This is a genomic window from Rhizobium sp. BK591, from assembly GCF_014195045.1.
GTDB lineage: Bacteria > Pseudomonadota > Alphaproteobacteria > Rhizobiales > Rhizobiaceae > Rhizobium > Rhizobium anhuiense.
This window is the reverse complement of record NZ_JACIAZ010000001.1, coordinates 401369-424697: the sequence shown is the minus strand read 5'-3', so window position 1 is coordinate 424697 and position 23329 is coordinate 401369. Positions and strand designations below refer to the sequence as shown.

26 protein-coding genes are annotated in these 23329 nt (G+C 61.6%); 15 read left to right on the top strand and 11 right to left on the bottom strand.

The window, feature by feature from the left end:
- The first annotated feature begins 42 nt into the window (after nt 1-42).
- The gene (locus FHX10_RS01985) at nt 43-1185 is read left to right on the top strand and encodes a PQQ-dependent sugar dehydrogenase (protein ID WP_063474543.1); all 1143 of its coding nucleotides are present in this window, start codon (nt 43-45) and stop codon (nt 1183-1185) included.
- Between the two features lie 4 nt (nt 1186-1189).
- Here the strand turns inward: FHX10_RS01985 and FHX10_RS01980 are convergent, their stop codons facing one another.
- Nucleotides 1190-1657, bottom strand: coding sequence for a hypothetical protein (locus FHX10_RS01980; protein WP_063474542.1), 468 nt, complete (start codon nt 1655-1657; stop codon nt 1190-1192).
- Between the two features lie 101 nt (nt 1658-1758).
- Here FHX10_RS01980 and FHX10_RS01975 point away from each other — a divergent pair, with 101 nt between their 5' ends.
- The 6 genes from FHX10_RS01975 to FHX10_RS01950 all read left to right on the top strand — a co-directional run bounded on the left by FHX10_RS01975 (nt 1759) and on the right by FHX10_RS01950 (nt 6757).
- Nucleotides 1759-2649 (top strand): DMT family transporter, encoded by an 891-nt coding sequence (locus tag FHX10_RS01975; protein ID WP_063474695.1) that lies wholly within the window; start codon nt 1759-1761, stop codon nt 2647-2649.
- A gap of 486 nt (nt 2650-3135) precedes the next feature.
- Nucleotides 3136-3351 carry a cold-shock protein gene (locus tag FHX10_RS01970; protein ID WP_003561293.1) on the top strand — a complete coding sequence of 72 codons (216 nt, stop codon included), beginning with the start codon at nt 3136-3138 and terminating at the stop codon, nt 3349-3351.
- Nucleotides 3352-3490: 139 nt separating this feature from the next.
- On the top strand, nt 3491-3940 hold the full coding sequence (locus FHX10_RS01965) for a BA14K family protein (RefSeq protein ID WP_174824439.1): 450 nt from the start codon (nt 3491-3493) through the stop codon (nt 3938-3940).
- 244 nt (nt 3941-4184) lie between these two features.
- Nucleotides 4185-5153 (top strand): aliphatic sulfonate ABC transporter substrate-binding protein, encoded by a 969-nt coding sequence (locus FHX10_RS01960; RefSeq protein ID WP_047611186.1) that lies wholly within the window; start codon nt 4185-4187, stop codon nt 5151-5153.
- A 19-nt stretch (nt 5154-5172) separates the two neighbouring features.
- Complete coding sequence (locus tag FHX10_RS01955) at nt 5173-6015, top strand: ABC transporter permease (RefSeq protein ID WP_047611189.1); 843 nt, start codon at nt 5173-5175, stop codon at nt 6013-6015.
- Nucleotides 6016-6019: 4 nt separating this feature from the next.
- On the top strand, nt 6020-6757 hold the full coding sequence (locus tag FHX10_RS01950; RefSeq protein WP_184389049.1) for an ABC transporter ATP-binding protein: 738 nt from the start codon (nt 6020-6022) through the stop codon (nt 6755-6757).
- A gap of 24 nt (nt 6758-6781) precedes the next feature.
- On the opposite strand, the gene FHX10_RS01945 is transcribed toward FHX10_RS01950, so the two are convergent.
- The 5 genes from FHX10_RS01945 to FHX10_RS01925 form a co-directional block, all read right to left on the bottom strand.
- Nucleotides 6782-8158 (bottom strand): ATP-binding protein, encoded by a 1377-nt coding sequence (locus FHX10_RS01945; protein ID WP_063474541.1) that lies wholly within the window; start codon nt 8156-8158, stop codon nt 6782-6784.
- A 24-nt stretch (nt 8159-8182) separates the two neighbouring features.
- Complete coding sequence (locus tag FHX10_RS01940) at nt 8183-8884, bottom strand: response regulator (RefSeq protein ID WP_018073989.1); 702 nt, start codon at nt 8882-8884, stop codon at nt 8183-8185.
- Complete coding sequence (locus FHX10_RS01935; RefSeq protein WP_047611199.1) at nt 8885-9376, bottom strand: MarR family winged helix-turn-helix transcriptional regulator; 492 nt, start codon at nt 9374-9376, stop codon at nt 8885-8887.
- 621 nt (nt 9377-9997) lie between these two features.
- The gene (locus FHX10_RS01930; protein ID WP_047611201.1) at nt 9998-10267 is read right to left on the bottom strand and encodes a hypothetical protein; all 270 of its coding nucleotides are present in this window, start codon (nt 10265-10267) and stop codon (nt 9998-10000) included.
- Between the two features lie 184 nt (nt 10268-10451).
- A complete protein-coding gene (locus FHX10_RS01925; RefSeq protein WP_047611204.1) occupies nt 10452-11069 on the bottom strand; it encodes a DUF1236 domain-containing protein in 618 nt (205 codons plus the stop codon).
- Between the two features lie 288 nt (nt 11070-11357).
- Between FHX10_RS01925 and FHX10_RS01920 the strand changes: the two genes are divergently transcribed.
- Entirely contained in the window at nt 11358-12002 is a 645-nt protein-coding gene (locus FHX10_RS01920) for an MBL fold metallo-hydrolase (protein ID WP_047611207.1), read from the top strand.
- Nucleotides 12003-12041: 39 nt separating this feature from the next.
- Here the strand turns inward: FHX10_RS01920 and FHX10_RS01915 are convergent, their stop codons facing one another.
- The 4 genes from FHX10_RS01915 to FHX10_RS01900 all read right to left on the bottom strand — a co-directional run bounded on the left by FHX10_RS01915 (nt 12042) and on the right by FHX10_RS01900 (nt 14373).
- Nucleotides 12042-12383, bottom strand: a complete 342-nt coding sequence (locus FHX10_RS01915; RefSeq protein ID WP_063474537.1) for a tRNA-binding protein — start codon at nt 12381-12383, stop codon at nt 12042-12044.
- 10 nt (nt 12384-12393) lie between these two features.
- Nucleotides 12394-13221 (bottom strand): pyrroline-5-carboxylate reductase, encoded by an 828-nt coding sequence (proC, locus tag FHX10_RS01910; protein WP_063474536.1) that lies wholly within the window; start codon nt 13219-13221, stop codon nt 12394-12396.
- 1 nt (nt 13222) lies between these two features.
- Entirely contained in the window at nt 13223-13723 is a 501-nt protein-coding gene (locus FHX10_RS01905) for a YbjN domain-containing protein (RefSeq protein WP_184389046.1), read from the bottom strand.
- A gap of 389 nt (nt 13724-14112) precedes the next feature.
- Nucleotides 14113-14373 (bottom strand): accessory factor UbiK family protein, encoded by a 261-nt coding sequence (locus FHX10_RS01900; protein WP_063474535.1) that lies wholly within the window; start codon nt 14371-14373, stop codon nt 14113-14115.
- A 201-nt stretch (nt 14374-14574) separates the two neighbouring features.
- Between FHX10_RS01900 and lgt the strand changes: the two genes are divergently transcribed.
- The 6 genes from lgt to FHX10_RS01870 all read left to right on the top strand — a co-directional run bounded on the left by lgt (nt 14575) and on the right by FHX10_RS01870 (nt 20556).
- Complete coding sequence (gene lgt, locus FHX10_RS01895; protein ID WP_063474534.1) at nt 14575-15423, top strand: prolipoprotein diacylglyceryl transferase; 849 nt, start codon at nt 14575-14577, stop codon at nt 15421-15423.
- 18 nt (nt 15424-15441) lie between these two features.
- Nucleotides 15442-16542 (top strand): class I SAM-dependent methyltransferase, encoded by a 1101-nt coding sequence (locus FHX10_RS01890; RefSeq protein WP_063474533.1) that lies wholly within the window; start codon nt 15442-15444, stop codon nt 16540-16542.
- Between the two features lie 111 nt (nt 16543-16653).
- A complete protein-coding gene (pgeF, locus tag FHX10_RS01885; RefSeq protein WP_047611227.1) occupies nt 16654-17448 on the top strand; it encodes a peptidoglycan editing factor PgeF in 795 nt (264 codons plus the stop codon).
- Between the two features lie 5 nt (nt 17449-17453).
- Nucleotides 17454-18605, top strand: coding sequence for a M24 family metallopeptidase (locus tag FHX10_RS01880; RefSeq protein WP_047611230.1), 1152 nt, complete (start codon nt 17454-17456; stop codon nt 18603-18605).
- Between the two features lie 91 nt (nt 18606-18696).
- On the top strand, nt 18697-19518 hold the full coding sequence (locus FHX10_RS01875) for a hypothetical protein (RefSeq protein WP_047611232.1): 822 nt from the start codon (nt 18697-18699) through the stop codon (nt 19516-19518).
- A 105-nt stretch (nt 19519-19623) separates the two neighbouring features.
- Nucleotides 19624-20556: a ribose-phosphate pyrophosphokinase gene (locus tag FHX10_RS01870; protein WP_047611235.1), complete on the top strand. Its 933-nt coding sequence runs from the start codon at nt 19624-19626 to the stop codon at nt 20554-20556.
- Between the two features lie 258 nt (nt 20557-20814).
- On the opposite strand, the gene FHX10_RS01865 is transcribed toward FHX10_RS01870, so the two are convergent.
- Nucleotides 20815-22365 carry a hypothetical protein gene (locus tag FHX10_RS01865; protein WP_063474532.1) on the bottom strand — a complete coding sequence of 517 codons (1551 nt, stop codon included), beginning with the start codon at nt 22363-22365 and terminating at the stop codon, nt 20815-20817.
- A 348-nt stretch (nt 22366-22713) separates the two neighbouring features.
- Here FHX10_RS01865 and FHX10_RS01860 point away from each other — a divergent pair, with 348 nt between their 5' ends.
- On the top strand, nt 22714-23322 hold the full coding sequence (locus tag FHX10_RS01860; RefSeq protein ID WP_047611239.1) for a 50S ribosomal protein L25/general stress protein Ctc: 609 nt from the start codon (nt 22714-22716) through the stop codon (nt 23320-23322).
- Nucleotides 23323-23329: the final 7 nt, after the last annotated feature.

The window sequence follows — 23329 nt, the reverse complement described above, 5'->3', positions numbered from 1 at the left end:
TCCGCTCCACGTTCAGCCTGGAGAGACGACAGGGAAAACACGATGAAGAGAATATCCGCCCTCCATTTGGCCGCAGCGCTGGTCCTGTTCGGGGCTATATCCGCGGATGCGGCTGATACCATCAAAGCGCAGGATCTTACAGTGCGAGTCGACAAGCTCGCCGACGGTCTCGAACATCCCTGGGCGGTCGAGGTGTTGCCCGACGGCGCCTATCTCGTCACCGAGCGGCCGGGCCGCATGCGCATCATCCGAGAGGGCAAGGTCTCCGACCCGATCGGCGGCGTGCCGAAAGTCAGCGCCCGTGGCCAGGGCGGCCTGATGGACGTGGCGCTCGCCCCGGACTTTGCGACGAGCCGAAAACTCTATTTCACCGCCGCCATCGCCAACAGGCAGGGCTCCGGCACCGAAGCCTTCAGCGCCACACTTTCGGCCGATGAAAAGACCCTGGACGCAGTAAAGCCGGTTTTCACCATGCGGCGCTTCACATCAGGCAATATCCAGTACGGCTCGCGTATCGCGATATCCGGCGACGGCTCGCTGTTCATCAGCGTCGGCGACCGCGGCGACCGCGACCGCTCGCAGGACTGGCAGGACGATGCCGGCTCGATCATCCATATCAATGCCGACGGCAGCATCCCCGCCGACAATCCGTTCAAGGACGGCGGCAAGGCGCTGCCGGAAATCTGGTCGAAAGGCCACCGCAACCCGCAGGGCATCACCTTCGACGCCAGGGATGGCAAGCTCTATACCGTCGAACACGGCGCCCGCGGCGGCGACGAGATCAACCAGCCCCAGGCCGGCAAGAATTACGGCTGGCCGATCATCACCTATGGACGCGACTATTCCGGCGCCGAGATCGGCGAAGGCACAGCCAAGGAAGGGCTGGAACAGCCGCTGCATTATTGGGATCCTTCGATCGCACCCGGCGCGCTCGTCGTCTATCGCGGCGCCATGTTTCCGGAATGGGACGGCAATTTCATCGTCGCAGCGCTGAAGTTCCAGTTGCTGTCGCGCATGCAACGTGACGACAACGGCGCCTTCGTCGCCGAAGAGCGCCTGTTCGAGGGCGAATACGGCCGCATCCGCGACGTCGTCGTCGCACCCGACGGAGCGCTGCTGATGGTGACGGACGAGGACGACGGCGCGCTGCTCAGGGTCTCCAGGGCGCAAGCCCGCAACGGCTGAGAGATCACAACGGGCCGCGCAGTTCCTTGCGGATGACGAATTTCAGCCCGGACCAGATCTCGTCGACGGCGCAGACCTTGACGTCGACCAGGCCCGTCGGGAGCAGAACCTCCCGCAACACGTCCTCGGTGATGTCGGTCGGCACGCGTGAACTCTTCTTCGGCCAGGAGATCCAGACCATGCCGCTCGGCATCAGGACAGAAAAAAGCGTGGGCGCAACAGCCTCCAGCGCCGCCCGTTCTGTTGTAAACAAATGCACATAGTCGAAGGCGCGCTGAGGCGTCTCGGGAAGCGCGCGGACGACCGAAGCAAAACCGTCGAAACCATGGATCTCGCCGATCGTCTCGGGAACACCGAGAAGAGCCGCGGCCTGCCCATCAGCCAGGCCGAGCTTCCGGGCAAGCGGCGTGCCGGAATAGCCTGCCGTCTTAGCCGCTGCGGTGTCGCCGGCTGGCCGTTCTTCACGTCGCATGCCTTCACCTCCGTTCACACCGCCCAAAGTCTTCACCCTTGCCGGAAGGAAACGCAACTGCTAACCGCTTGACCACACCTCCCTTCCCCATCGAGGACGACATGACGCGCGTTCAGGCGAACCTCCTCCTGTTGCTTGCAGCCGCCATCTGGGGCGGCGGCTTCGTCGCGCAGTCGACGGCGATGAAGGCGATCGGTCCCTTCTGGTTCATCTGCCTGCGTTTTGCCGTCGCCACGCTGGCGGTGCTGCCTTTCGTCCTTTTTGAGGCGCGCAAGGCCAAAGAGAAGACCAGCGCGCGCCATGCGAAGCTCTACATCCTGACCGGCCTTGCCCTTTTCGGCGGTGCAGCCACGCAGCAGGTCGGACTGCAGACGACGACGGTGACGAATTCCAGCTTCATCACCGGCCTCTATGTCGTCTTTGTGCCGCTGATTGCCGTGTTCTTCCTGCGCCGCGCCCCGCATTGGATCATCTGGCCCGGCGCGCTGCTGGCGATCACCGGCATCTACCTCCTGTCCGGTGGCCATCTTTCGGCGCTGACGCCGGGCGATCTGCTGACCGTCGTCTGCGCCGTCTTCTGGGCGATCCAGATCACCCTCGCCGGCACGACCGTTTCGGCGACCGGAAGGCCGCTCGCGCTCTCCGCCGTGCAATTCGCCGTAACCGCGACCTGTGCGCTGGCCGTTGCCGCAGCCGTCGAACCTGTCAGCCTTGCGGCGATTTGGGCGGCGGCGCCGGAGATCCTTTACGTCGGAATTTTCTCCTCTGGCCTGGCTTTCGTCCTGCAGGTGATAGCCCAGCGCTATACGACGCCCTCGCAGGCCGCGATCTTCCTTTCTTCCGAAGCGATCTTCGGCGCATCGCTCGGAGCCCTGCTGCTCGGCGAAACGATGCCGGCGACAGGTTATGCAGGTTGCGCGCTCATGTTGATCGCTATGCTTGTAGTCGAACTCGTCCCTGGATTCGCCCGACGGCGGCTGCCAGCCACGTGAACACGCGTCCAAATATGGGTGAGTCCCACAGCGGAAAAAAATTTACTGGGGGCGGAAAGACGCGTTCACGTTGCATTTTTGGGAAAATCTGCTCGGAACTTATATTGCAGACGATATAAAACGTTAATCATTCCCTATCGGCGAAGGAAATTTTGCGTTTTTGCGCAAATTGTTTATCGGCAGGGGTGTGCCAGGAACGACACGCTAAAAAACTTTTGCTTGCCAAAATCCTTTAAACGCAGCACTCTCAGCGCGTTCGGGCATTTTGCGAGCATGGGAAGTCCTTAAGTATTTGCGCGCCGGGAACGCTAATATTCCGGTCAGCCGGTTCCAAAAATGGCGGGCGAAAGTCCTGCCTGGAACAGGCCGAGGTAGAGGGGACCTTTTTCTCACATTTCAAGAATTGCCTGCCAACACCTCCCGCAAGGAGGCAATGCTATGATGCTGCCCGTGTGGATGGCGGGCAGAGAGAAAAGGACCTGACGCATGGCAGAGACTGGCACTGTAAAATTCTTCAATACCGACAAAGGCTTCGGCTTCATCAAGCCGGACCGGGGCGGCGCCGATATCTTCGTTCACATTTCTGCCGTTCAGGCCTCCGGGCTGGCCGGTCTGACGGAAAACCAGAAGGTAAGCTTCGACACGGAGCCGGATCGCCGCGGCAAGGGCCCGAAGGCCGTCAATCTGCAGATTGCGGGCTGAACCCTTAACGGCTGTCAAATTCGAGTTGAAGCCCGGCAGCAATGCCGGGTTTTGTCGTTCAGCCTTCGTTCAGCTACAAATCGATAGGACTGTCACCATCGAGAAAGGAACCGGCGTTCGGTTCCCTGGATTGGGATTTATGCTTATGAACAGGCTCGCCAAGACTCTTCTGCTGACGGCAACGGCTGCCGCGCTCACTCTCTCCGCCATTGGCGAAGCATCGGCACGCGACCGCCACTGGCGCCATCATGACGGCAACGACGCGCTCGTCGGCGGTGCCGTCGGCCTCGCAACCGGCCTGATCGTCGGTTCGGCCATCGCCAACGCCAATAACGGCCCGGTCTACGAAGAGCGCCGCTACATCGACCCGGCCTACGAGCCGGATTATTATGAGCCCGCTCCGGTCTATCGCGCCCCGCGCCGAGTCTATGCCGAGCAGCCGCAATATTACGAGCCGGTCCGCACGGCGGTGGAACCCTGGTCGCCGCAATGGGAGCGTTACTGCTCTTACCGCTACCGCTCTTTCGATCCGCGCAGCGGCACCTATATCGGCAATGACGGCCGCAGCCATTTCTGCACTGCCGGCTGATTTCGCCATCATCCCTGATGCCAAGCGCCGCTCTTCAGCGGCGCTTTCTTTTTGTCGATCCCTCAACTGGTCCTCTACCGCGTCCGCTTTCTCGACATTGCCCACCCCGCACCATATCCACGTGGCCGGGGAAAAATATTTCTACAAATTCCATAGAAATAGAAGCTATAGGTTTCTCGCCCGTCACCAGTGCTCGTAGGCTATCTCGACCTATCGATGGCAATGGTAAGGAGAGGAATAAGTTATGGGCGTGTTTCGTTCGGCGATGATCGGTGTCGCGGTTGCTTTGGGGCTGGGCCTGTCATCGGCTGGCGCGGCCGATCTTTCAGAAATCAGGATCGACTGGGCGACCTATAATCCCGTCAGTGTTCTTCTGAAGAAGGAAGGCCTGCTGGAAAAGGAATTCGCCAAGGACAATATCAGCATTCGCTGGGTACAATCCGCCGGCTCGAACAAGGCGCTGGAATTCCTGAACGCCGGATCGATCGATTTCGGCTCGACAGCGGGTGCGGCAGCACTGATCGCGCGGGTCAACGGCAATCCGATCAAATCCATTTATGTTTATTCGCGCCCCGAATGGACGGCTCTGGTCACCCGCGCCGATAGTCCGATATCCACCGTCGAGGATCTGAAGGGCAAGACGATCGCGGTGACGCGCGGCACCGATCCGCATGTCTTTCTCGTCCGTGCCTTGGCGGATGCCGGCCTGAAACAATCGGACGTGAAGCTGGTGCTGCTACAGCATGCCGACGGCAAGCTTGCGCTTCTGCGTGGCGATGTCGATGCATGGGCAGGCCTCGATCCGCTGATGGCGGCCGCCGAAGTGGACGACAAGGCGAAGCTCTTCTATCGCAAGCCGGAAAACAACAGCTGGGGCGTGCTCAATACGACCGAGACATTTGCCGCCGAACATCCCGACATCATCAAGCGCGTCGTCGCCGTCTATGAGCAGGCACGGGCCGAGGCGCTGGCCGATCCTGCAGCGCTCAAGGCAGCGCTGGTGGAGGCGGCAAAACTGCCGGACAATGTCATCGCCAAGCAGCTGGAGCGGACGGACCTCTCGCAACCGACGATCGGCGACCTGCAGCGCGACACGATCTCGAAAGCGGGTATCGCCTTGCAAAGCGCCGGCGTCCTGCCCGCCGACGTCGACATTGCCAAAGTCACGAACGAACTGATCGACGACCGTTTTGCCGTGGGGAAAACCCAGTGACAGAGCATCGATCATCGCTATGACGGACTTGGCCGAAACCGGTATCAAGACGGAAACAAGGACGCCGCGCCCGGTCGCGGCTTCGATCTTTTATGGCGTGAGCAACCGGATGGCGGTGGCCGTTCTGCTGCCTGCGCTCGGCCTCTTGTTCTGGGAGATTGCGGTCGCGGCCGGCTGGTTCTCAGGCCGTCTCATGCCGCCACCATCCAGGGTCGCAGCGACGCTATGGGCGCTCTTGAGGTCCGGCGAATTGCTCGACCATATCGGCATCACCACCGTCCGGGTATTCTTCGGATTTGCGATCGGCGCCGCCACGGCCACGATCGCCGGCGCCATAACGGGATATTTCGGTCTCGCCCGCCGACTGATCGATCCGTCGCTTCAGGCGCTCCGCTCCATCCCGTCGATCGCCTGGGTGCCGCTCTTCATTCTCTGGTTCGGGATCTTCGAGACATCGAAAGTGGCGCTGATCGCCGTCGGGGTGTTTTTTCCGATCTATCTCGGCATCTCCGGCGCGATCCTGTCGGTTGATCGCAAGATTGTCGAGGTCGGCCGCATCTTCCGGCTTTCCGGTTTCGCACTGGTGCGGCGGGTCATGCTGCCTGCGGTCTTTCCAGCCTATGTGACTGCCTTGCGATCCGGCCTCGGCCTCGGTTGGATGTTCGTCGTCGCAGCGGAATTCATGGGCGCTTCGGAGGGCCTCGGCTATCTCCTCGTTGATGGCCAGCAAATGGGCAAGCCGGACCAGATCATGGCTGCCATCATCACCTTCGCGGTCGTCGGCAAGTTGACGGACAGCCTGTTGCTTGCGGCGACGGCACCCTTCCTGACCTGGCAGGATAGTTACAGGCGGGAGGGATGAGCCGATGCTGACGCTGCGAAACTTGGAAAAAACCTATGCGAATGGGGTGCGCGCACTGGAGGGCTTTTCGCTCGGGCTGGCTCCGGGAGAAATCGTCGCCGTCATCGGCGGATCCGGTTGCGGCAAGAGCACGTTGCTGCGATTGATCAGCGGTCTCGACATTCCCACGCAGGGAACGGTCGAGCTGAATGGCGAACAGGTCACCAAGCCGCATCCGCTGATCAATCTCATCTTTCAGGAGCCACGCCTCTTCCCCTGGCTGAGTGTCGCAAACTTTGTCGGCTTCGGCCTCGCCGAGCTCGAAGGTGATGACCGCCGGCAACGGGTGGAGGCCGCATTGGAAAAGGTCGGCCTGGGGAAATTGGGCGGACGCTGGCCGAAGGAGTTGTCCGGCGGCCAGGCCCAGAGAGTGGCAATCGCTCGCGCACTGATTACCCGACCGGAAGTGCTGCTGCTGGATGAGCCTTTCTCGGCCCTCGATGCTTTCACGCGCGCCGATCTGCAGGATCACCTGCTCGACATATGGGCCGAAACGCGCCCAACGCTCGTGCTGGTGACGCATGATATCGACGAGGCGCTCGTCCTTGCCGACCGGATTATCGTGATGCGACCGTGGCCGGGGCGCATTCTCGAGGAGATCCGCATCGATCTGCCGAGGAAGCGCGATCGGGCATCGGCCTCGTTCGAGACCGCGAAAAGACAGCTGCTCATGTCGCTTAACGTCTCGCTGCAGCCCAATTGATCCAGCTCATTTGATGCAGGCCTGTTAGGCTGGGATGCGGATCGTTGCCCTTAGTCCACCAAGCGGGCTGTCGCTCAGCGTGACGTTGCCACCATGGCTGCGGGCAATGTCGCGGGCAATCGCAAGCCCGAGCCCGGTCCCCGATGCGTCGAGATTGCGCGCCGTATCCAGCCGGAAGAATGGTTTGAACACGTCCTCACGATTCTTTTCGGGAATGCCCGGCCCGTCATCGTCGAAGATGACCGTCAGCCATTTGGCATTGTGCTTGGCCTCGATGTCGAGGCGGTCGGCATAACGGCGCGCGTTCGAGGCAAGGTTGGTCACGAGACGCATGAAGGCGTTCGGCCGGACCGATATGTCGTCATCGCCTTCGATCGAATAGCTGAATTTTTTGCCGTGCAGGGCGAAATCGGATTCCAGCTTCGCAAAGATCTCGCTGAGTTTCAGCTCGCCGACATCCTCTTCGACCTCGCCGCGGGCGAAGGCCATGTAGGCCTCCAGCATAGTCTGCATATCGTTGACGTCGTCATTCAGCCCGTGCAGGTCGGGATTGTCTCCGGCGAGCGCCAATTGCAGCTTGAAGCGGGTGAGGATGGTTCGCAGATCATGGCTGACGCCGGAGAGCATCGCGGTGCGCTGCTCGATCTGCCGCTCGATCCGCTCGCGCATCAGGATGAAGGCAAGGCCGGCGCGCCTGACCTCGTCGGCCCCGCGCGGATAGAAATTATCGGGTTTCTGCCCCTTGCCGAAGCTTTCGGCCGCTCGCGCCAGCATCAGGATCGGCCGGATCTGCCCGCGCAGGAAAAGGATCGAGATGCCGATCAGCACCAGCGACGTACCGACCATCCAGACGATGAAGATATGGGTGTTCGAGGCATAGGTCTGACTGCGCTTGGTCAGCACCCGCAAGATCTTGTTTTCCAGCTTGATGCGGATCTCGACGAGGTTCGAATTGCCGACCGTGTCGATCCAGAAAGGCCGGTGGATCTCGTCGGTGATCTCGTCGCTGAGGATGCCGTCGAGGATCGAGAAGAACGGCTTGACGCGCGGCGGCGGCAGGTCGCCATCCGGCTCGATCGAGATCTGCAGGCTGAGCTGGTCGCGGGCGATGCGGATGATCTCGCTGTAGTCCGAATTCTGCGGATAGGTCTCGATGATCTCGATGATCGCGGCAATGTCGCGGGTGACGGCAAGCGACAGCCGCTCGGTCACCATCTGCCAGTGGCGCTCCATGAAGACGGCCGCGACGACGGATTGCAGGAGCACCATCGGAATGATGATGATCAGCAGCGAGCGCGCGTAAAGTCCGGTCGGCAGCCGGCGGCGCAGCCAGCGGACGATCCAGCGCCAACCCTGCGCAGGAGTGCGGTCTTCCCGCCGCAAGCTGTCGATCGTCACCATCAGCGCCGGTCCCGAACCTTGAGTTTAGTCGATGCTCAGCCTGTATCCGATGCCGCGCACCGTCTGCAGCCAGACCGGATTGGCGGGATCGTCCTCGATCTTGCGCCGCAGCCGGTTGATCTGCACGTCGATCGTCCGCTCGCCGACTTCGGTGTCGTTGCCGATCAGTTCGTGGCGCGGGATCGTGTCGCCGGCGCGCCGTGCAAAGAGCAGCATGATCTCCTGCTCGCGGTCGGTGAGCCGGATCACCTCGCTGGCCTTCTTCAGCTCCTTGCGGGTCAGCGAGAAGGTGTAGGGGCCGAACATCACCTGTTCGATCTTCGGTCCCTCGCCGCCGGCATTTCGGCGCAAGATGTTGTTGATGCGCAGCACCAGTTCGCGTGGGTCGAAGGGCTTGGAAAGATAATCGTCGGCGCCTGCCTCGAGGCCTTCGATGCGATTGCCCGATTCCGCCAGCGCCGTCAGCATGATGATCGGTACGTTCTTGATGGCGCGAAGCCCCCGGGTGACGTCGATGCCGGATTCGCCGGGCATCATCACATCCATGATGATCAGGTCGAAATCGAGACCGGTGAGCTTGCGCTGCGCCTCGGCGCCATCGGCAGCGACGGTGACGCGGAAGCCGTTCTCGGCGAGATAACGATTGAGCAGCGCCCGGATGCGGGAGTCGTCATCGACCACCAGCAAATGCGCCGCATCGTCTGAAATACCTGTCTTGACCGCCATTCACTCCGCCCTCTGTCTGTCCCGCATCCCTCTGAGGAAAGCTTTTACGCCCTCCCGCACCTCCGCAGAAGCCCCTTCGAATGCCCGCTCAATGCGGCGCGATTGCGGCTCGGCAAGGGCAAGCGCCAGCTCTCGTCCCGATTTCGTCGGATAGAGCTTGCGCTGTCGCCGGTCTTCGGGGCCTGCGACCTGGCGAATATAGCCTGAATCGATCAGCTGTTTCAGCACCCTTGCGAGGCTCTGCTTGGTGATCTTCAGCGTATCGAGAAGATCGGCGACCGTCATGCCGGGATTGCGGTTGACGAAATGCACGACGCGGTGATGCGCCCGGCCGAAACCGCTCTTTTCTAGGATGGCGTCGGGATCGGAAACGAAGTCGCGATAGGCGAAGAAGAACAACTCGATGATCTCGAAATCTATAATATCGGTATCTTCCATCGGCGTGGCCAGCGGCTCTGGTTTGCCTGCTTTCGGGCCGGTCTGTCGTGACACTCGGCATTTCCTTTCTGTTTCCGCGCATAGGGAAACCTTCGCGAGGATATGTCAGCTTTATTGACATAAATTTGAATCGCGGCCAGCTTCCCCGAACTCTGCGGGAGCCCCGCACGGCCTCTCATGTCCCTGGCATTTCTGGAAACCAAGGCCGTCCGGCACACCGACGCAATACGCGAGTTCCCCTTCCGTCTGTGGATAAAACGTAATGGGGACAACAATCAACAGGCATGGCGCCCGCGGCGACCGTCGAGCTCCCGAAGCGCCAGGGGTTTAGGCATGCCTCGGTCCAATTGCCTGGCGCGAGACAGCAAGATGATGAACGTTTCGGCGCAGGCCAATCGCATCAACCGGAAGTTACCCCGGTTTCGGAAAGCGGTCCGTATCGCTTCACGCCGTCGATGATCTCCGAAGCGCTGACGAACGACTGTATGAAGGAGGTCTATCCGGCCGCAGTCGCCGCCGGATAAGAGCCTCACGCGATCGGTCCGGCCACTGCATAATTCCTCAAATCGGAACCGATTTAAGGATAAAATTACGCAGCCATTCAACGTGCTCCAGCAGCCTTTCCGCGTCCCAAAACAGGCGCGGCGCTGTCGGTAAACGTCTGCCGGGCCTTCTTTACCTGTGCGCCCGTGCCATGACCAGTCCGGCGAGCGTCGAGAGAATACCGCCGCCGATCAGGCCGCCGATGCCGTCGGCGAGCAGGCCGGTCATAGCCGCTTCCCCGCCGACCATGCTGAGCAGCATGCCGCCGCCGACGCCGCCGATCGCGCCTGCGATCGTACGAGCGACGACATTGATCGCGTGCTGCTTCAAAGCGGCGCTCGCGGCATTGCCGCCGATTGCACCGGCTATCAATTGTGTGATGAGCGGAAGTAGCGCTTCCATGATTTCCTCCTCTGGCGATCTCCCCGATCGCCGATCCATGCCGAACCTTCGGCATATTAGGATTTTATCATATTTCGGAAGACAGCGTTAAGAAAATCAACCGATGCGGGATTAAGGCAGGGAGAACTGCCCTGGAACGAGGCGGCCCGACGTTCCGCCTCGCCTCAGTTCTTGCCGATTCACGTCATTGATAGACGTAGACGATCCGGCGCGTACCGGGATCGACCAGCACCGGCCGGTCGTTGATCCTCGTATAGCGGTACTCATAGTCGGGGATCGTCTGGAAGGTGACATCGGCAGGCACTTCCGCGCCGACGACGACATCGCCGCCAAGTCGCACCGTCTCACCCGGATTGGTGTCGATATAGGTGCGAACCGTCTCCGGCGGAGTGATGGTCTCGACCGACCCGACGGGGCCGAGCAGTTCGTCGCCCGGCGCCGGCTGCGGCTCGGCCGGAACGACGCTTGCGGTCGACTCGTAGGTGACGGCGGGAACGCCGATCTCGGCACGATGCTCCTCGACGATAACGCGGCTGCCGCCATGATCGACCTGCAGATAATCGGCATAGACCCAGCCGCGCATGCCGTTGACGTCGACACGGCACCATCGGCTGCCTTCGATGCAGCCGTCGAGGACTGCGGTGGAGCCGCGGGTGGCAAGACCGACCGAGGGATATTGCGGGCCGGGGCCAGCGCGGACGTTGAGATCATCGACCGTCGTCGCCATCATCTCCGCCTGCGCAAGACCGGCGCTCGCTATCAGCACCGCGCCTGCCAGCAGAATGTTTCTCTTTAAGGTCATGTGAGCGTCTCCTTGGTTTCGATGGGCTGACAACGTGCGGGGTTCCACGATGTTCCCATGCGCTCAGCCCGGCGGAACATCGCCTCTATGAGAATTCCTGCAAGTGCCTTGAAAAATTGAATAAAACCCGATTTCTTCGCCTGATGACGATGACAAAAGCAGGTATAAACTCTTGTTGCAGTCTGTCTTTTTGCCGTGAGGCCGACCGTAAATGGGAGAAGATTCCGGCTGTCCTCGCCGTGGTTTCGGACTATACCCTGGATATCCGAGACACCAAGCGAGGCACCTATGGGCATGCTCCAGGCCGGCATTATTCCGGTGACACCCTTCCAGCAGAACTGCACGATCTTCTTCGATCCAGATACCAAGGAAGGCGTCGTCATCGATCCGGGCGGCGACGTGCCGCTCATCCTGCAGGCGATCGCGGAAAACGGGTTGACCATCAAGGAAATCTGGCTGACGCATGGCCATCTCGACCATGCGGGCGGCGCCAGCGAACTGAAGGAGGCCCTCGGGGTCGATGTGGTCGGCCCGCATCAGGACGATCTGCCGCTGCTGCAGCGGGTCGAGAGCCAGGCTGCGAAATACGGCATATCAGGATTGCGTAACGTCGTGCCCGACCGCTGGCTGAAGGATGGCGACAAGATCTCCTTCGGCGCCCACGAATTCGAGGTCTATCACACGCCCGGCCATGCCCCCGGCCACGTCATCTATTTCAACCGCGCGCAGAATTTCGCCCATCTCGGCGACGTGCTCTTCAACGGCTCGATCGGCCGCACCGACCTGCCGGGCGGCGATCATCAGCAGCTTCTTGATTCGATCCGCGACAAGGTGCTGCCGCTCGGCGACGACGTCGGCTTCATCTGCGGCCACGGTCCCGGCAGCCGCATCGGCGATGAGCGGCGAAGCAATCCGTTTTTGCGGGAAATCTGACCTAGTGGAGAATGGGCGGCGAAGCTGCGCTCCGCCCGCTCACATCATCTTCCGGCCGTTCGGCACCGGCTGCTCGACGGCCGCAAGCACGATCGCGCCGTTCTCGTCCTCGAATCCCAGCGTCAGCACTTCCGAGCGGAACGGCCCGATCTGGCGCGGCGGGAAATTGACGACGCCGAGCACCTGCCGGCCGATCAGGCTTTCCGGCATATAATGCACGGTGATCTGCGCTGAGGATTTCTTCGTGCCGATCTCAGGGCCGAAATCGATCACCAGCTTGATCGCCGGCTTGCGCGCTTCCGGAAAGGGGCTGGCCTCGATGATCGTGCCGACACGAATATCGACACGCTCGAAATCGGCATAGGTGATCTCTTCGGCCATGTCGTCTCCGTCAGCCGGCCAGTTCCTCGGCCCGCTTGCGCGCCGCCGCGAGTGCCGCGTCGAACAGAGGCTGCATGCCGTCCTCTGCCATCAGCACGGCGAGCGCCGCCGCCGTCGTGCCGCCGGGAGAGGTCACATTCTCGCGCAGCCGCGAAGCGCCGTCGGGGGACTGGTGCAAAAGTTCACCAGCCCCCGCGACTGTTTCCCGCGCAAGACGCATGGCGAGGTCCGCCTGCAGACCGAGTTTACGGCCTGCCTCCGCCATACATTCGACGAGATAGAAGACATAGGCCGGACCACTGCCCGAAAGCGCCGTCACGGCATCGATATCGGCTTCCGCGGGCACCCACTCGACAGGCCCCGAGACGCGCAGAAGGGAATGGACGCGCTCACGCTGCTGATCGCTGACCCCTGAATTGGCAAAGGCGCCGGTGACGCCGCGCCCAACCATAGCGGGCGTGTTCGGCATGGCGCGCACCATGGCGGCTTTACCCAGATGCTTCTCGAGGAAACCGAGCGTCTTGCCGGCCGCGACCGAGACGACGACCGTGTCCGGCCCGATCGCACTCTTCACCGTCGGCAGCACCGTCTCCATCACCTGTGGCTTGACCGCGAGGAACAGCACGCTTGCCTTCAAATCCGCCGGGAGCGCGGTCACATGGGTGGCGCCAGCTTCGTTGATCGTCGCCAGCATCGCCGGCGACGGACCGGGATCGACGACAATGACGGCCGAGCCCGGGACGCCGCTTTTCAGCCAGCCCGATAGCATCGCCCCGCCCATGTTTCCGGCGCCGATCAAAAGGACGGGATTTGTCGAGGAGAAACGCTTCGTCGGCATCTTATGCCTCGCCGACTGTTTCGAACAGCACGGCTTCCATCGCCTTCGTCGCTTCCATGCCGGACCAGACGACGAACTGGAATGCCTGGAAATAGGCTTCGCAGGTATCGAGCGCGCTGGAAAGCAGCACCTCCACCTGACGGTTGGTGGGCTCTGCACCGCCGGCGAGCAGCAGCGACTGGCGGAAAATGACGACATCTTCCTGGCGCCAGAGATCGAAATGACCCATCAGCACCTGCCCGTTGATCGCCGAGAGCAGCTTGACCACCTCGTTGACCCTGATGTCGGGAACTTTGATATCGAAGGCGCAGCCAAGGTGCAGCGCCTCGAACTCCTCCATCCAGGAGAAGGAGACGTGATAGTCCGTCCAGCGACCCTCGACCGTCATCGCGATCTCGTCCTCGCCGGACCGTTCAAACGACCAGTCGTTGCTGGAGGCAACGTACTCGATCATATCGACCGGGTTCGACTGACGCTCGACTTCCAATTCCATCAGGTTCATGCAGCACCTTCTTGACCGGAACGAATGCGACTTAACTTGGTGTACGAACACAAGAAAGACACACGCAAATACCGGAAACCACCACTCGGATGATCGTTGAACCGCTGCCAGACTTAACGCAGATAACCTGCCCGGAGCTTACCAAGTCGCTTCGAATCATCATTTAAAATCAGTGTATAGCGCCCCTTGCCCCCTGCCAGCCCCCCGAACGGAAAATAGGACCGGCCACTGTGGAAAGGCTCTTCGAAATTCAATTCAGAAGGGAGAATAAGCGACTCTGCGAATTGGCTTTTTTGGCAGTGTCCACAGGTGGAAAACTCACCTGAATTTTTTGTGACAGATGCGGCATCTGCCAGGAAGACGTGCCGCACCTGCGTCATATCGGGACTTCAGTGCCCTTCGCCGGCAAGCTTCGCCTCGAGTGCCGCGACGCGGGCGGCGAGCGCCTCGTTCTCGTCGCGTGCCTTGATCGCCATCTCGCGCACGGCCTCGAACTCCTCGCGCTTAACGACGTCCATACTGTTCAGCCAACGCTCGGCCTGGGCGTTGAACGCGGTTTCGATCTCCTTGCGGACGCCCTGGGCGGCACCGGCCGCATCGGTCATCAGCTTGGCGAATTCGTCCATGATGCGGTTCGTTCCGGTCGTCATGGCGTTTTTCTCCCTTCGCATGAGGTGAATTCAGCCCTTCGGGGCCTCGAGGATTGAGGTAGGGCTTCACCATCGACGATGCAAGCGCTTTGCACGGGATAGGCCTCGGGAAGCGGCCGCAAACGGGCCATCACGAACAATGGACTTGACCGTCCGGGATCGCAGCGGCATGTTCCGCGCAACCAAACAGGTGGGAAAACCTTGCCGACAGCAGCCAATCTCCTTGCCATCATGCCTTTCCCGGATATCGATCCGATCGCCTTTTCGATCGGTCCGGTGGCGATTCACTGGTATGGTCTTGCCTATGTCGCCGGCATCCTGCTCGGCTGGGCCTATGCGCGCCGCCTCGCCGCCAATGACAGTCTCTGGCCCGGCAACGTCTCGCCGATATCAAGGACGCAGCTCGACGATTTCATCGTCTGGGCAGCGCTTGGCGTCGTCCTCGGCGGCCGTCTCGGCTATATCTTCTTCTATGATCTCCCTGCCGTCCTGCGCAGTCCCGTCCGCGCGCTCGAGATCTGGAACGGCGGCATGTCCTTCCATGGCGGCCTGACCGGCACGACGATCGCCATGATCCTCTTTGCCCGCCGCAACGCCATCCCGATCTGGAGCCTGTTCGACATCGTCGCTGCTGTCGTTCCCTTCGGGCTGTTTTTCGGCCGCATCGCCAATTTCATCAATGGCGAGCTCTGGGGCCGGTTGACCGACGTGCCCTGGGCCGTGGTCTTCCCGACCGGCGGCCCGTTCGCCCGCCATCCGAGCCAGCTTTACGAAGCCGGCCTCGAAGGCATCGTTCTGCTGCTGGTGCTGGCCGCCCTCGTCTATTTCATGCGGGCGCTGAAAAGCCCCGGTTTCATCACGGGTGTCTTTGTCTGCGGTTATGCGTTGTCGCGCATTTTCGTCGAATTCTTCCGCGAGCCTGACGCCCAGATCGGTTACCTCATCGGCACGAACTGGCTGACCATGGGCATGGTGCTCTCTTTCCCGATGATCCTGCTTGGCCTCTGGGCGATGCTGCGGGCCCGCCGCCAGGCTGCGCTGCAGCTCTGAAACGGCAGGACGCGCGACATGACCACCGCTCTAGGCGAAAAGATCAAGGCGATCATCCAGGCGAACGGCCCGATCAGCGTCACCGATTATTTCTCGCTGTGCCTCGCCGATCCCGAACACGGCTATTACCGCACCCGCGAGCCCTTCGGCCGTTCCGGCGACTTCGTCACCGCGCCCGAGGTCAGCCAGATTTTCGGCGAGATGATCGGCGTCTTCATCGTCCATGCGTGGCAGCGTCACGGCACGCCGGCCGACGTCCGCCTCGTCGAGATCGGCCCTGGCCGCGGCACGATGATGGCAGACATGCTGCGCGTCATCTCCCGCATCGCTCCACCGCTTTTCGACGCCATGACCGTGCATCTCGTCGAAACCAGTGAGCGCCTGCGCGACGTCCAGAGCCAGACGCTCGAACCCCACGGCGAGAAGATTTCCTGGCACGATGGCTTCGACGAAGTACCATCAGGCTTCACCTTGATTGCCGCCAACGAACTCTTCGACGCCATCCCGATCCGCCAGTTCGTCCGCATGCCGACGGGTTTCCGCGAACGCATGGTCGGCATCGACGCCGATGGCGAACTGACCTTCGCCGCCGGCGTCGCCGGCCTCGATCCCGCGCTTCTTCCCGAACCGGTGCAGAACGTGCCGGTCGGTACGCTCTTCGAGATCTCGCCGGCCCGCCAGGCGGTGATGATGGCGATCTGCGAGCGGCTGCGCGCCTTCGGCGGCACGGCGCTCGCGATCGACTACGGTCATCTCGTCACCGGCTTCGGCGATACGCTGCAAGCCGTGCGCATGCATGAATTCGACCCGCCGCTCGCCCATCCCGGTGAAGCCGATCTGACGAGCCATGTCGACTTCCAGCAGCTCGCCGAAACGGCGCTTGCGGCCGGCGTCCATCTGAACGGCGCCCTGCATCAGGGTGATTTTCTGACCGGCCTCGGCATCCTCGAGCGCGCGGCCGCCCTCGGCCGCGACCGCGAGCAGCAAACCCAGCAGATCATCCAGACGGCGGTCGAAAGGCTCGCCGGCGCCGGTGAAGGCCGGATGGGCGAACTCTTCAAGGTAATGGCGGTCTCCCATCCCGCCGTCGATCTCATGCCCTTTCGCCCGGTGGATTGACAGGGCGCACGCGGCTGGTTCAACATCCCAGCGCAACAAGAACTTGAAGCGCGCCGCATATGCGATGCGCTTGGGATAATAACAAACCCCTTAAAAACCCCGGAATCACAGATGCAGGACGCGGCCTCTCCCGCACCGATCGAAAGCACGCTGCTGAACGAAGCGGCGGGCAGCACCATCCGCCACGGTTATTTCACTCGGGCCGGCGGCGTTTCCGAAGGGCTGTATCGCGGCCTCAATGTCGGCCTCAGCTCCAGCGACGAACGCGACAAGGTCCTGGAAAACCGCCGCCGTGTCGCCGCCTGGTTCGACCTGCCGGTCGAACGGCTGGCAACCGTGCATCAGGTTCATTCCCCCGATGTCGTGACGATCCGCGCCAATTACGACGGTGCCCGCCCCGACGCCGATGCGATGGTGACGGCGGCCCCCGGCATTGCGCTTGGCGTGCTCGCCGCCGATTGCGGGCCGATCCTTTTCGCCGACCCCGACAACCGCGTCATCGGCGCCGCCCATGCCGGGTGGAAGGGCGTGCTGACGGGCGTGCTCGAAAATACCATCGCCGCCATGGAGGCGCTGGGTGCGGACCGCGGCAGCATCGTCGCCTGCCTTGGCCCCTCGATCAGCCAGGCAAGTTATGAAGTCGGTCCCGAGTTCGTCGAGCGTTTCGTCGCCGAGAACCCGGATGACGATCGCTTCTTCGTGCCTTCCGCAACATCAGGCCACGCCATGTTCGACCTGCCGGGGCTGACCGTCGATCGGCTGACGAAAGCCGGCGTGCGCGCCGAAAGTCTCGGCCTGTGCACCTATCCGGACAGCGAGCGCTTCTTTTCCTATCGCAGAACGACACATCGCAAGGAGCCGGATTACGGCCGCCAGATTTCCGCGATATCAATCAGGGAGACTTGAGCAGAATGGCACTGCACTTCGAAAAGGCTGAATTCGCAAGCCGGCTTGCGCGCCTCACCGAGAAGATGAAGGAAGAAAAGCTCGACGCCCTGCTGCTCTTCGCCCAGGAAAGCATGTACTGGCTGACCGGCTACGACACCTTCGGCTACTGCTTCTTCCAGACGCTGGTCGTCAAGAGCGACGGCACCATGGCGCTGATCACCCGCTCGGCCGATCTTCGCCAGGCCAGGCACACCTCGATCCTCGAGGACATCCATATCTGGGTCGACCGGGTCAATGCCGATCCGACGCTCGACCTGAAGAACCTGCTGGTCGAGATGGATCTGCTCGGCACCCGCATCGGCGTCGAATATGATACGCACGGCATGACCGGCCGCGTCGCCCGCCTGCTTGACGCGCAACTGACCACCTTCGGCCAGATCGTCGACGCCTCCTACCTCGTCAGCCGCCTGCGCCTGATCAAGAGCCCGACCGAGGTCGCCTATGTCGAGCGCGCCGCCGTTCTGGCCGACGATGCGCTCGATGCCGCAATCCGGTTGACGAAGCCCGGCGCCGACGAGGCCGATATCCTCGCCGCCATGCAGGGCGCGATCTTTTCCGGCGGCGGCGACTATCCCGCCAACGAGTTCATCATCGGTTCCGGCGCCGACGCCCTGCTCTGCCGCTACAAGGCCGGCCGCCGCAAGCTCGACGCCAACGACCAGCTGACGCTCGAATGGGCCGGCGCCTATGCGCATTACCACGCCGCCATGATGCGCACGATCGTCGTCGGCGAGCCGACGCACCGCCATCGCGAGCTTTACAACGCCTGCCGCGAGACCATCGAGGCGATTGAGACCGTGCTGAAGCCCGGCCATACCTTCGGCGATGTCTTCGACATGCATGCCAGGATCATCGATGAGCGCGGCCTGGCTCGCCACCGGCTGAATGCCTGTGGTTATTCGCTCGGCGCCCGCTTCTCGCCGTCCTGGATGGAGCACCAGATGTTCCATGTCGGCAATCCGCAGCCGATCGAGCCGAACATGTCGCTCTTCGTGCATATGATCATCGCCGATTCCGACACGGGCACGGCGATGACGCTCGGCCAGACCTATCTGACGACAGCGGATGCACCGCGCCCGCTGTCCCGGCATCCGCTCGACTTCATCGGCCTCTGACCGGTGAGAATCCGGAATTGACAGACGACCATCCCCGCCCGCATAAATTCGGGTGGGGCTGATTGCAATTGTGGGAAGGACGGATCAAGGGATGACGCGAGCTGCGATTGTGCCCACGCTCCTGTTCGTCACAGCTCTGCTGACCGCTTGCAATACCACCGATGCACTGACGCCGCAGGTCGATATCGGCGATTCCTCCGGGGCGACATCGTCGAGCCCGGTGTCGCAGAGCGAAGCCGAGCGTTTGGCGGGTACCCGCCAGCCGGGTTTCGCGGCAAGTGCGCAGCAGGGCGGCTACCATCCAGCCTACAATCAGTCGCAGCAGGCCTATCGGCCCGGCAGCGGCGCGCCGCCGACGACGATGCAGCAGCAGGCAGACGCCCTGTCGCGGAGCGGCTCCTCGCCGGCCGCCTCTACTCCGATCGAGGGGCAATCGCTGCCACCGGCGGCGGCCAATGGCGGGCTTCCCGCACAGCCGGCTCAGCCGGCCGAGGCGCAACAGCCACAGCAGACCGCGGCCCTGCCGCCCAGTTCTTCCTCCGGCCGCGGCAATACCGTACGCTTCCTGCCGATCATCGGCGCGCCGGTGCAGGCCGTGACCCCGCTCTCACGTCAGCTCGGCGCCGAGGCGCGCGCGCACGGCCTTTCCATCAAGAGCTCGACCGATGCGAGCAGCGATTACATCCTCAAGGGCTATCTCTCAGCCTTCAGCGACGACGGCAAGGTCACAGTGGTCTATGTCTGGGACATTCTCGACAGCGCCGGCGGTCGCCTGCACCGCATCCAGGGGCAGGAAAGCGTGCCGGCGGCCGCGGCCGATCCCTGGGCAGGCGTTCCCGCCTCGGTCATGCAGCAGATCGCCTCGAAAACCATCGCGGAATTCTCCTCCTGGCGACAGACTCAGGGCGGTTAGTCACAAACTTTTTGCAAATATGAAAGCCTGTGGCACCTTTGCCCTTGCATTCATCGGGAAGCTGACTAAAAAGCGCGGCTATCAGCGCATAACAGGCGGACCAAAATGAAGGTTTTCGCAGGCAATTCGAACCGGCAACTCGCCGAAGCGATCTGCACCTATCTCAATGTTCCCTTGGGGAGAGCCAGCGTCCGAAGGTTTGCCGATCAGGAAATCTTTGTGGAAATCCAGGAAAATGTCCGCGGTGAGGACGTTTTCCTCGTGCAGCCGACTGCCTTCCCGGCCAACGACCACCTGATGGAACTGCTGATCATGATCGATGCGATGCGTCGTTCGTCAGCCCGTCGCATCACTGCCGTGCTTCCCTATTTCGGTTATGCGCGTCAGGACCGCCGCGCTTCCGGCCGTACGCCGATCTCCGCCAAGCTGGTGGCAAACCTGATCACCGAAGCCGGCGCCGACCGCGTCATGACGCTCGATCTCCACGCAGGTCAGATCCAGGGCTTCTTCGATATACCCACAGACAACCTCTTTGCGCTGCCGGTGCTGACCCGCGACATCAAGAGTCACTATGATCTCAGCAACGTCGTGGTCGTCTCGCCTGACGTCGGCGGCGTGGTTCGCGCCCGCGCGCTCGCCAAACGGCTGGACTGTCTTCTGGCCATCGTCGACAAGCGTCGCGATCGGCCGGGTGAATCCGAAGTCATGAACATCATCGGCGACATTGCCGGCAAGGACTGCCTGCTGATCGACGACATCGTCGATTCCGGCGGAACGCTCTGCAACGCGGCCGACGCGATGCTGGCCAAGGGCGCATCCAGCGTCACCGCCTATATCACCCACGGCGTTCTCTCGGGCGGCGCAGTCACCCGCGTGACCTCCTCGAAGCTGCGCGAACTCGTCATCACGGATTCGATCCAGCCGACCACCGCCGTGCTCTCGGCCCACAATATCCGCATCGTGACGACGGCGCCGCTGATCGGCGAAGCCATCAGCCGAACGGCCCAGGAAGAGTCCGTCTCCAGCCTCTTCGATTGACCGGCCGCTTCAATAAAAAAGAGCCGGCATCGACCGGCTCTTTTTAATTTCTGCATCAGATGGACCAAGCTATTGCCGGGCAGGCCCTCCGAGCCGCGTCAACTGCTGGCCGTTGATCGTCGCGGAGCCGCCTTCGTTGACAGCGAAAGCCCAGAATAAATCGTCGTCCCGATCGTTGGCCTCGGTGAAGCGTGTGACTTAAAACAAAGAGGCCGGCACAAGGCCGGCCTCTTCATGTCTGATCCCAATTGATAACGCTCAAGGCTGCTGCGGCGGCGCAGGTACCGCATCCTGACCCTGATCCGGTTCCTGCTCCTGATCTGGCTCCAGCCCTTGATCTTGATCCTGATCCGGACCATCCGGCCCCTTGATCTGCTGGCCGTTGACGGCGACCGCACCATCGCGGCTGACACTGATGTCCCACCGCGAGCGTCCATCCGCATCGGTCTTGGCGAAGCCCTTCACCATCATGATGCCGAAGGAGACCTGGTTGAGATCGGGATCGGTCTTGGCAAGCTCCTGAACTGCGGCGATCGTCTTGTCGAGATCGCGGGCGAGGATCGTCGCCTCCATCGAATAGTCCTTCTGGGTATCGACGCGCCCCTCGATCTTGCCCGTCATGTCGATGTCATAGACATCCGACTTGGCGCTGATCTTCGGAAACTCGACGGTGAGCCGACCATCGCGGAAGAGCTTCTTGCCCATCTCCTCACCGCTCGTCTCCGGCGCCTTCTCATTGAAATCCATCGCCATCAAGGCGTCGCCGAAACTTGCGAAGTCTAGATTCGGCATGGCGAGCTGCAGATCGAAGCTGGTCGGCAGGAAAGGCGAATAGCTTGCCGGCATCAGCGGGCTGTCGAAGCTGAGCTCCTGCGCATTCATGCCGAAGCCGAAGCGCATCGCGTTGGTCGGCCCATCGATGGCGACGTTATAACCGAAGGCCTTGACGCCGCCGCTGCCCACCTGGGTGCTGACGGTCAAATTGTTGACCCCGATCGTCTCGCTGAACGAGGCCAGAAGCGGGAAGGCTTCCTTGAGGATTCCCTTGATCCTGTCGCTGTTTTCGGGGCTCAACTCCTTCTCCTCGACATGATCGAGAATGAAGAAGACCATCTCGCGGATCTGCTTCGCCGGCAGGCCGTTCACCTTGGCCTCGACATCGACCGAGTCGGCACGGATTTCAACGGGCGGCATTTGCGCGCCGGAAATCTGCTCGACGAAAGCCGACATCGAACCGCTGCCCGTAAGATCGATACGCCCGTTGCCGCCTGCGCTGTCCGTCGAACTCAGCTTTTGATCCATGCTGGCGATGCTGGCGCTGACTTCCTCAGTCTCGGACTTGCTGGTGAGCTTGATGTCCTTGGCCGTAGAAGTGGCGGAGCGCAGATAGCTAATCGCAGGATCGAAGACGCCGCTGTAAACAAGCGATGCGATAGAATAGGAGAAATCCGTCGGCTTCTCGTCCTTGCCTTTGAAATGGCCGGAGACGTTGAACTTGTTGTCGCCTTCGATATTCCAAAGCCCGCTATCGAGCGGTGTAGCGAACGTCGAGAACGGCGCCAGCCCGTTGATCGCGAATGTCGCGGGATCGGCCTTGGCAAGCAGCTTCGCCAGATCGTAGATGATCTCGTAGCGCGTGCCTGCCGGATTGACGGTGATCAGGCCGCTCTTTGCCAGATCCTCCGGAAGCAGCTTCGTCAGGGTACCTTTGAGCGCGTCGGCGCCGCCCTGATTGATCTCGACACCCTGGGCCGTAGTGACAAGGCAAAGTGCCAGCAAGCTCGTTGCCGTGACAAGTTTAAGACGCATAGTCCGATTTCTCCTCAGCCGCTTTTTGAATGCGGCATCCAAAGAGGTGAAGCGTGCCGATGTCAACCTCGGCCGCAGCGGGAATGCTGAATTTTGCCGCTTGCTGGACCGGGAATACGATCGCTGCGAAGTCGGCTGCGGTTTCGGCTTGCCGAAGCGCGTATTTCGCCGGAAAACAGCCTGAAACCGCAACTTGCGTTTCCGATCGACTTATAATATAGGCCACCGGTCCGCGTAGACACCCTTGGAGGCAACGCGGATGAGGTTGGGTTATACCCGCCTCCGGTTCGACGGAGCAAGGCATTGCCCGCCCGCCGAACTCTCCAAATAACCTCGAAAGGAATAGCCATGAGCCAGGAAACTTACGAGCTCAAGGCCGAGGCGCGCGAACGGGTTGGTAAGGGGTCCGCCCGTGAACTTCGCCGCAACGGTTTGATTCCCGCTGTCATCTATGGTGACAAGCAGGCCCCCATTGCCATCGCTCTCAACACCAATGAGGTGACGAAGCGCATTCATGCCGGTGGTTTCATGACCACCGTGGCGACGATCGAAGTCGGCGGCAAGAAGTACAAGGTTCTGCCGAAGGACTATCAGCTCGATCCGGTCCGCGACTTCACGATGCATGTCGATTTCCTGCGCGTCTCCGGTAACACCCAGGTGAGCGTCGAAATCCCGGTTCACTTCGTCAACGAAGCGAAATCCCCGGGCATCAAGGTCGGCGGCGTTCTGAACATCGTTCGCCATGAAGTCGAAGTTCATTGCCCGGCCGATGCGATCCCGGAATTCTTCAATGTCGACCTCAGCGGCAAGAAGATCGGCGACAGCATCCATATTTCGGAAGTCACCCTGCCGAAGGGCGTCACCCCGGTCATCGACCGCGACTTCACGATCGCGACCATCATTGCCCCGGCTGCCGGCATCGACGAGACTGCTGCCGAAGGCGAAGCCGAAGCCTGATCGCTTC

Excerpts from the sequence above, each read along its gene's own strand:
- FHX10_RS01985 (WP_063474543.1), top strand. The coding sequence starts at position 43 with ATGAAGAGAATATCCGCCCTCCATTTGGCCGCAGCGCTGGTCCTGTTC.
- FHX10_RS01980 (WP_063474542.1), bottom strand. The coding sequence starts at position 1,657 with ATGCGACGTGAAGAACGGCCAGCCGGCGACACCGCAGCGGCTAAGACG.
- FHX10_RS01975 (WP_063474695.1), top strand. The coding sequence starts at position 1,759 with ATGACGCGCGTTCAGGCGAACCTCCTCCTGTTGCTTGCAGCCGCCATC.
- FHX10_RS01970 (WP_003561293.1), top strand. The coding sequence starts at position 3,136 with ATGGCAGAGACTGGCACTGTAAAATTCTTCAATACCGACAAAGGCTTC.
- FHX10_RS01965 (WP_174824439.1), top strand. The coding sequence starts at position 3,491 with ATGCTTATGAACAGGCTCGCCAAGACTCTTCTGCTGACGGCAACGGCT.
- FHX10_RS01960 (WP_047611186.1), top strand. The coding sequence starts at position 4,185 with ATGGGCGTGTTTCGTTCGGCGATGATCGGTGTCGCGGTTGCTTTGGGG.
- FHX10_RS01955 (WP_047611189.1), top strand. The coding sequence starts at position 5,173 with ATGACGGACTTGGCCGAAACCGGTATCAAGACGGAAACAAGGACGCCG.
- FHX10_RS01950 (WP_184389049.1), top strand. The coding sequence starts at position 6,020 with ATGCTGACGCTGCGAAACTTGGAAAAAACCTATGCGAATGGGGTGCGC.
- FHX10_RS01945 (WP_063474541.1), bottom strand. The coding sequence starts at position 8,158 with ATGGTGACGATCGACAGCTTGCGGCGGGAAGACCGCACTCCTGCGCAG.
- FHX10_RS01940 (WP_018073989.1), bottom strand. The coding sequence starts at position 8,884 with ATGGCGGTCAAGACAGGTATTTCAGACGATGCGGCGCATTTGCTGGTG.
- FHX10_RS01930 (WP_047611201.1), bottom strand. The coding sequence starts at position 10,267 with ATGGAAGCGCTACTTCCGCTCATCACACAATTGATAGCCGGTGCAATC.
- FHX10_RS01925 (WP_047611204.1), bottom strand. The coding sequence starts at position 11,069 with ATGACCTTAAAGAGAAACATTCTGCTGGCAGGCGCGGTGCTGATAGCG.
- FHX10_RS01920 (WP_047611207.1), top strand. The coding sequence starts at position 11,358 with ATGGGCATGCTCCAGGCCGGCATTATTCCGGTGACACCCTTCCAGCAG.
- FHX10_RS01915 (WP_063474537.1), bottom strand. The coding sequence starts at position 12,383 with ATGGCCGAAGAGATCACCTATGCCGATTTCGAGCGTGTCGATATTCGT.
- proC (WP_063474536.1), bottom strand. The coding sequence starts at position 13,221 with ATGCCGACGAAGCGTTTCTCCTCGACAAATCCCGTCCTTTTGATCGGC.
- FHX10_RS01905 (WP_184389046.1), bottom strand. The coding sequence starts at position 13,723 with ATGAACCTGATGGAATTGGAAGTCGAGCGTCAGTCGAACCCGGTCGAT.
- FHX10_RS01900 (WP_063474535.1), bottom strand. The coding sequence starts at position 14,373 with ATGACGACCGGAACGAACCGCATCATGGACGAATTCGCCAAGCTGATG.
- FHX10_RS01890 (WP_063474533.1), top strand. The coding sequence starts at position 15,442 with ATGACCACCGCTCTAGGCGAAAAGATCAAGGCGATCATCCAGGCGAAC.
- pgeF (WP_047611227.1), top strand. The coding sequence starts at position 16,654 with ATGCAGGACGCGGCCTCTCCCGCACCGATCGAAAGCACGCTGCTGAAC.
- FHX10_RS01880 (WP_047611230.1), top strand. The coding sequence starts at position 17,454 with ATGGCACTGCACTTCGAAAAGGCTGAATTCGCAAGCCGGCTTGCGCGC.
- FHX10_RS01875 (WP_047611232.1), top strand. The coding sequence starts at position 18,697 with ATGACGCGAGCTGCGATTGTGCCCACGCTCCTGTTCGTCACAGCTCTG.
- FHX10_RS01870 (WP_047611235.1), top strand. The coding sequence starts at position 19,624 with ATGAAGGTTTTCGCAGGCAATTCGAACCGGCAACTCGCCGAAGCGATC.
- FHX10_RS01865 (WP_063474532.1), bottom strand. The coding sequence starts at position 22,365 with ATGCGTCTTAAACTTGTCACGGCAACGAGCTTGCTGGCACTTTGCCTT.
- FHX10_RS01860 (WP_047611239.1), top strand. The coding sequence starts at position 22,714 with ATGAGCCAGGAAACTTACGAGCTCAAGGCCGAGGCGCGCGAACGGGTT.